Origin of the sequence: Mycobacterium sp. (assembly GCF_025933915.1) — a bacterium.
In the GTDB taxonomy this organism is placed as follows: Bacteria; Actinomycetota; Actinomycetes; order Mycobacteriales; family Mycobacteriaceae; genus Mycobacterium.
Map to the genome: position 1 here is coordinate 1 of NZ_JAICZA010000228.1, position 5,781 is coordinate 5,781.

At 66.6% G+C, this 5,781-nt stretch carries 5 protein-coding genes and 1 pseudogene; all 6 read right to left on the minus strand.

Features of this window, described 5'->3' with window-relative positions:
* Nucleotides 1-209 (minus strand): annotated as a pseudogene (locus Q0W90_RS22770) (glycosyl transferase family 1); the annotation flags it as partial.
* 100 nt (nt 210-309) lie between these two features.
* A complete protein-coding gene (locus tag Q0W90_RS22775) occupies nt 310-864 on the minus strand; it encodes a serine acetyltransferase (RefSeq protein ID WP_297776784.1) in 555 nt (184 codons plus the stop codon).
* Nucleotides 861-2,324 (minus strand): oligosaccharide flippase family protein, encoded by a 1,464-nt coding sequence (locus Q0W90_RS22780; RefSeq protein ID WP_297776786.1) that lies wholly within the window; start codon nt 2,322-2,324, stop codon nt 861-863. Before Q0W90_RS22780 ends, Q0W90_RS22775 begins: the two co-directional genes overlap by 4 nt.
* Nucleotides 2,325-2,335: 11 nt before the next feature.
* The gene (locus Q0W90_RS22785; RefSeq protein ID WP_297776789.1) at nt 2,336-3,922 is read right to left on the minus strand and encodes a sugar transferase; all 1,587 of its coding nucleotides are present in this window, start codon (nt 3,920-3,922) and stop codon (nt 2,336-2,338) included.
* On the minus strand, nt 3,907-4,479 hold the full coding sequence (locus Q0W90_RS22790) for a dTDP-4-dehydrorhamnose 3,5-epimerase family protein (protein ID WP_297594284.1): 573 nt from the start codon (nt 4,477-4,479) through the stop codon (nt 3,907-3,909). The genes Q0W90_RS22785 and Q0W90_RS22790 overlap by 16 nt, the downstream gene beginning before the upstream one ends.
* A 59-nt stretch (nt 4,480-4,538) precedes the next feature.
* Nucleotides 4,539-5,744 carry a PPE family protein gene (locus Q0W90_RS22795; protein ID WP_297594282.1) on the minus strand — a complete coding sequence of 402 codons (1,206 nt, stop codon included), beginning with the start codon at nt 5,742-5,744 and terminating at the stop codon, nt 4,539-4,541.
* Nucleotides 5,745-5,781: the final 37 nt, after the last annotated feature.

Consider the following 5,781-nt stretch of genomic DNA (forward strand, 5'->3'; position numbering starts at 1 on the left):
ACCGCAGGGTATTTCGTGGCCGATTCCGCGTGGCCGTAGACATAGACGGGAAACTCAGGCAGGTGCTCGGCGACGCTGCCAAGGCACGCGTCGAGCAGATCGTGGTGATCGCCGGCCACGATCAGCACCGCGAGCGACCGCATGGACGGCAGGGCGGGCGTGGCGCCGACCGGGCGTTTCAGGTACGCCCGATCCGTTTCACGCATCATGTGGCCGGGCACTTCCGGTACCACGGGGCCGGCGCCGGCCGGAAGAGCGGGCCGACCGCCACGCTGGTGGCGGGACAATCGCAGCGGATGCGGAAATCGGTTACTCCTCTATTGTCGCGCCTGGGCGGCGGTCGTTCACGATCCGGGCCGGATACCCCGCGACGTCGACATCGTCCGGCACCGATTTGGTGATCACCGCGCCCGGGCGGATGTTCACGCGGTTGCCGACTTTCGCGCCCAGCACCATCGCCATCGGGGAGATGAACACGTCATCGCCGATCGTCGGATGGTGGCCGGGGCGCCCTTCTCCGATCGTCACGCCGTGATGAATCCGGCAGTTTGCACCGACACGGGCCTGGTAATGCACCACTATCAAGCCGGCGTGGGCAATCGACAAACCCGGACCAAAGACGTTGCGCGGGATGTCGAATCCGAGCCTTTCGCCCAAGAACTTGGTTCGCAGCCGCAAATATGCGGCGACAGCGCGCCCCGCCGGCGTCCGGGCCGCATTGGTCCAGTACTCGGATTTGCGCAGCAGGCGCTGAAAATGGGCCGGGCGCTCCAAGATCCGGTGGCGAAGCCGCCAACGTTGTAGGCCATACGACTTCAAGTCCGCCACCAGGTACGCGCGCAAATCGTCGCGAGTCCTGATCACGCGGAGGCCTGCTTCTGGCGTAACGCGACCAGCGACGACCAGGAGAGCGGGCCGACCGCCGCGCTGGTGGCAAGGTACGCCGCGGCGGCGGCCACCAGAATGAAAACCACGTTGTGGTCCGAAAGCAACAGCGTGACGGTCACACTCACGCCCGTTGGTATCAGTAACCGCAGCACGAACCTCACGGGCGTACGGTAACCGCACCGACGGCGGAGCCACCAGCTAGAGATCGCCATGTTGAACGCCTCCGTGCACACCAGCGCGACGGCGGGGCCGAGGGCGCCGTACCGTCCGGCCAACGCGAGATTGAGCGTGATGTTGAGCGCGAGAGTGGCGACCGTCAACCACAACAAGACCTGTTGGTAGTGCGCAGCGACCAATCCCTGGCCCAGGGTGCCGCCGACGAAGCGCAGGGCCGCCGCGACGAACAACAACGCCAGTGTCGGCGTGCCGCGGGCGACGAAGGCCTTGTCGCCGAAGAGCGCGATCAGCGGTCCGGCCAGTAGCGCGCCGACCACCGCGACGGGGACCGCCACGAAGTACATCAACTCCACGCTGCGGCGCAGAAACCCGGCGAAGGCGGCGATGTCACGCGAAAACAGCTCGGTGCCCGTCGATAGCGTCGACTTGAGGAAGATCAGCGACACCACGATGGTGTTGAAGGCGATCGTGAACGCCAACCCGTACACGCCGACCTCTGCATGGGTGTTCAGCAGGGACAGGATCACCCCGTCAGCGCGACAGTAAAGGAATCCGACCACCAAGAACCCGGTGAGGGGCAGGCTTTCCCGCAACAGGTCGGCGGCTTCGCGCAGGGCGAAGATCGGCCGCACCGAGATGTGCCGCATCGCTGCGGTGCCCTGGATCAGCACCTGCAAGGCGGGCGGGATGAGTTGTGCCACAGCGAACCAGACGACGTCCGCGCGGGTCGCCACCAGCCAGGCGACCATGCCGAGCGCGCCCAGCCGGCCGGCAAGGTCGGAGATGGCCACCGCGGAGAACCGGACGGTGGCAAGAAACACCGGCTCGAAACGCGTGACCATGGTTTGCATCAGCAGGGCACCCGAGAGCACCACGAGCATCACCCGCACGTCCGCGTCGCGATAGATGAGCAATCCGGACAGCGCGGCCAGCGCCGCCAACGGTACGCAGTACATCAGGGCCAGGCCGCTGTTGATCCGGACCAGGCGTTCCAGGTCGCCGCGGCCGGAGGTCACCCTGCGCACGATCACGGTGGCGATTCCGAGGTCGGCCAGGCTGGTCCACATGGCGATGAAGAGGACCGCGATCGAGAGCTGGCCGTAGCGCCCGGGGCCCAGATAGCGTGCGGTCATGGCCACCGAGACCACCGAGGCCAGCATGCCCAGGGCCCGGCAGATCAACTGGATCGAGAACGCGTGAGCCATTCGCGTGAGCGGCACCGAGGGCACCACCGCATCGGGTGCCGTCGGCTCGGTCATGGCTCGCGAGCCTAATAGGCTCCGTGGCTCGTTAAAACCGCTTTCACCGTCTTGGCGACAATCATCAGATCACCCGACATCGACCAGTTATCGACGTACGACACGTCCAGCCGCACCGACTCTTCCCAGGAAAGGTCCGACCGGCCGCTCACTTGCCACAGCCCGCTGACGCCCGGCTTCACCAGCAACCGGCGCTTGACCTCGCCGTCATAGTTGTCGACTTCGCGTCGCAACGGGGGCCGCGGCCCGACGACACTCATGTCTCCCTTGAGGACGTTGATGAATTGCGGGAGCTCATCGATGCTGTATCGGCGAAGGATACTGCCGATGGGGGTGACCCGGGGGTCTTCGCGCACCTTGAACAGCACGCCGCCGGCGCCTTCATTGACGGCCAGCAGGCGCTCGAGCTGGGTGTCCGCACCATCAACCATCGTGCGGAACTTCAGCATCGTAAACGGTTTTCCGTCGATGCCGATGCGTTCCGACCGGTAGAAGACGGGCCCCTTGCTGGTCAGCTTGATGGCGATGGCAGCGGCGATGAGCAGCGGTGCTGTGGCGACCAGCGCCGCCAGTGAGAACACGAAATCGAAGGCCTGCTTCTGAAAGCGGTGCGCCCCTTCGTATTGCGGCTTGTCGACGTGCAACAGCGGCAGTCCGCCGGTGAGGCGAAGGGTCAACCTGGCCTCGGTCACGTCCATAACCCCGGGCGACACCACCAGGTCGACGTCCATCGTCTCCAGCTGCCACAACAGCTCCCTGATGCCGTGCATCCCAAAGTGATCCGTCTGCGTCACGGCCACGGTGTCCGCACCGCAGCTGCCGATCGCGGTCGCCACGTGGGTTTGGTCGCCAAGGATCGGGACCTGACGTCCCCCGATGGTCAGGGTGTTGCCGCGTGCCGGCCCGTAACCAGGAATGCAGACGCCGACCACGACGCACCCGGCCAGCGGATTGCGGGCCAGTTCATGCGCGAAGTGCGAGACCGACTGCCGGTCTCCGATCGCCAAAACACGGGTCTGGCATTCGCCCTGAACTCGCTTGCGGAAGATGCGCTTTCGCCACATACTTCGGCTGGCCAGCAACCCCAACGTGCCGACCGGAAGCGCGATCGCCAGATAGCCGCGGGCGAGGTTGATGTTGGCGAGCAGCGTCGCCATGGCGATGATTCCGAACGTCCAGAAGGATGCGGTGCCGATGCGCCGGTATTCCTCGATGCCCGCCCCGATGATCCGCGTTGAGCGCGTTTGGAACACCGCGAGGGCCGACAGCCACAGCGCTGCGAACAGGAAGGAAAACGACGTCATCGTCGGGTCCGAGTAACCCGACGTGTTCGCGATCTCGCCGAACCGGACGTACTGGGCGAGCAGTACTGACACGCAGACAATCACCGAGTCGCTGGCGCGCAGATGCTGCGAATATTGGTCCTGCCAGCGCCGTAAGGCGTTGCCGGCGACCGGGAGGACCGGACGTGCGGGTTCCGGCTGACCATTGGTCTCGCTGCGAGGCGGCGCGGTCATGCCGGCCGGCCAGGCCTTGAGCTGCCGCCAGCTGGGCTGCACGACATCCACCGTGTTGGGAATGATCACCGACTGACGCATGACGCCACCTGTTCCACTGGTGCCAACCTGGATTTACGCGAGGGCCAGCTCGCGTCTTGCTCGGAGATGACCGTGACCGGGAGCGGCCACGAGATCCCGAATTCGGGGTCGTCCCAGCGGATCCCCTGCTCGTCGGCCATCACATACTGACCGCTGACGTGGTAGGTGACCTCGGTGTCATCGATCTGCGTCTGGAAGCCGTGAGCGACGTACGGAGGCAGGAACAGGGTCCGGTGGTCGTCGGCGTTCAACTCCACCATCACGTGGTCACCGTAGGTCAGCGAGTCGGGGCGGACGTCGGCGGCGACGGCGACGATGGCACCGCGGGTGCAGCGGAGCAGCCTGGCCTCGGCGTGGGGCGGCATCCGGCGGTACAGACCCCGCACGGTGCCACGGGTGTAGTTGAAGAAGATATTCGTCTGTGCGACATCAAAGTCCAGCCCGTGATCGGCGAAGTCGCGGGCGCAGTACGAACGTGAGGAAAACCCGCGATGGTCGCGGTCGAGTTCGAAGTCGATGATTGTCACCCCGGCGACTTTGGTGGGCGTGTACTTCACTGACCGCTCCTTCTCCTGCGCCGGGCCTTCATCAACACCTGTCCGCTCACTCCGATGGCCTACGCGTATCCGGCGGACAGCGGGCGTGTCATCACGGTGGGGATCACGCCGTACCGGGGTCCGAGCGTCTTGCCCGAAGTAGCCGCCAGGCGGGGCAGCGAGCCCATGACGCTGGGCGGCATGTTTGCGCCGGCAAGGTTGATGGCGGGCAACGCCGACACGGCGCTGTTGGCGGCCGGAATCACGCTCGTCCAGCTGGCAGGCACCGCCAGATGCCCCAACGAGGCGGCGCTGCCGAGGCTGCCGAGCACGCCCGATCCGAGGGAGCCGAGAGCTTTCGCCCCTGAGCTGGCCGCACTCGCGGCCCCGGATGCTGCAGCCATGACCCCGTCGCCGGCGGCTTTCGCCAGGCCCTGCGCGGTCTGGGCCATGCCGAGAATGGAGGACATCCCATACAGAGGGGTCGCCGCCGCCGAGAAAACGCTGGGAATGGCGCCGGGCACACCCGACGCGAGGCCCGTCATGAGCGATGACGTCGCCGCGTCGCCTGCCCCTGCCCCGGCCCCGGTCCCGACCCCGGTCCCGACGTCGGTGACCGTGTCGCCCGCGAGCGTCATCGGTGAGGAAAGCTGGTGCAGCGTGGTGGGCACCTTGGACACCACATTCGCCAGATCCGTTTGCCCGGTTTGCGACGCGGCCCGGTCGACGGCGGCGGCCTGCTGGGCCACCCCGCTCTCGTTGGTCACGTTCGGCGCCGGGCTGAACGGTGTCAATTCGCACGCGGCCGCCGAGCCCGCCGCGTACTCGTACATCGCCGCGGCGTCCTGCGCCCACATCTCGCCGTACTCGGCTTCGGTAGCCGCGATCGCCGCCGAATTCTGGCCCAAGAAGTTGGTTGCGACCAGCATCGCGAGCTGCGCCCGGTTGGCGGCGACCGCCGGGGGTGGAACGGTCATCGCGAAGGCCGCCTCGAAAACCTCCACGGCGAGTCTGGCTTGACCTGCGGACTCCGCGGCCCGTGCGGCGGCCCCGGCCATCCACGCCATGTATGGCGCGTACGCCGAGGCCATGGACAGCGAAGCAGGCCCCAACCAACGTCCCGTGGTCAAACCGGCGATCACCGAGCGGTAGCAACTTGCCGCGGCGTGCAGTTCGGCGGCCAAGGCATCCCAGGCCACTCCCGCGGCCATCAGCGAGAAGGGCCCGGGGCCGGCGTACATCCGCGTGGAGTTGATCTCGGGGGGAAGCGCTCCAAAATCGATCACTTCAGGCCCGCCCCGTCTCGAATGGCGCCGAGACCAG

Bases quoted from the DNA above. Each gene is read 5' to 3' on its own strand.
- Q0W90_RS22780 (WP_297776786.1), bottom strand. From the start codon at position 2,324: ATGACCGAGCCGACGGCACCCGATGCGGTGGTGCCCTCGGTGCCGCTC.
- Q0W90_RS22785 (WP_297776789.1), bottom strand. From the start codon at position 3,922: ATGCGTCAGTCGGTGATCATTCCCAACACGGTGGATGTCGTGCAGCCC.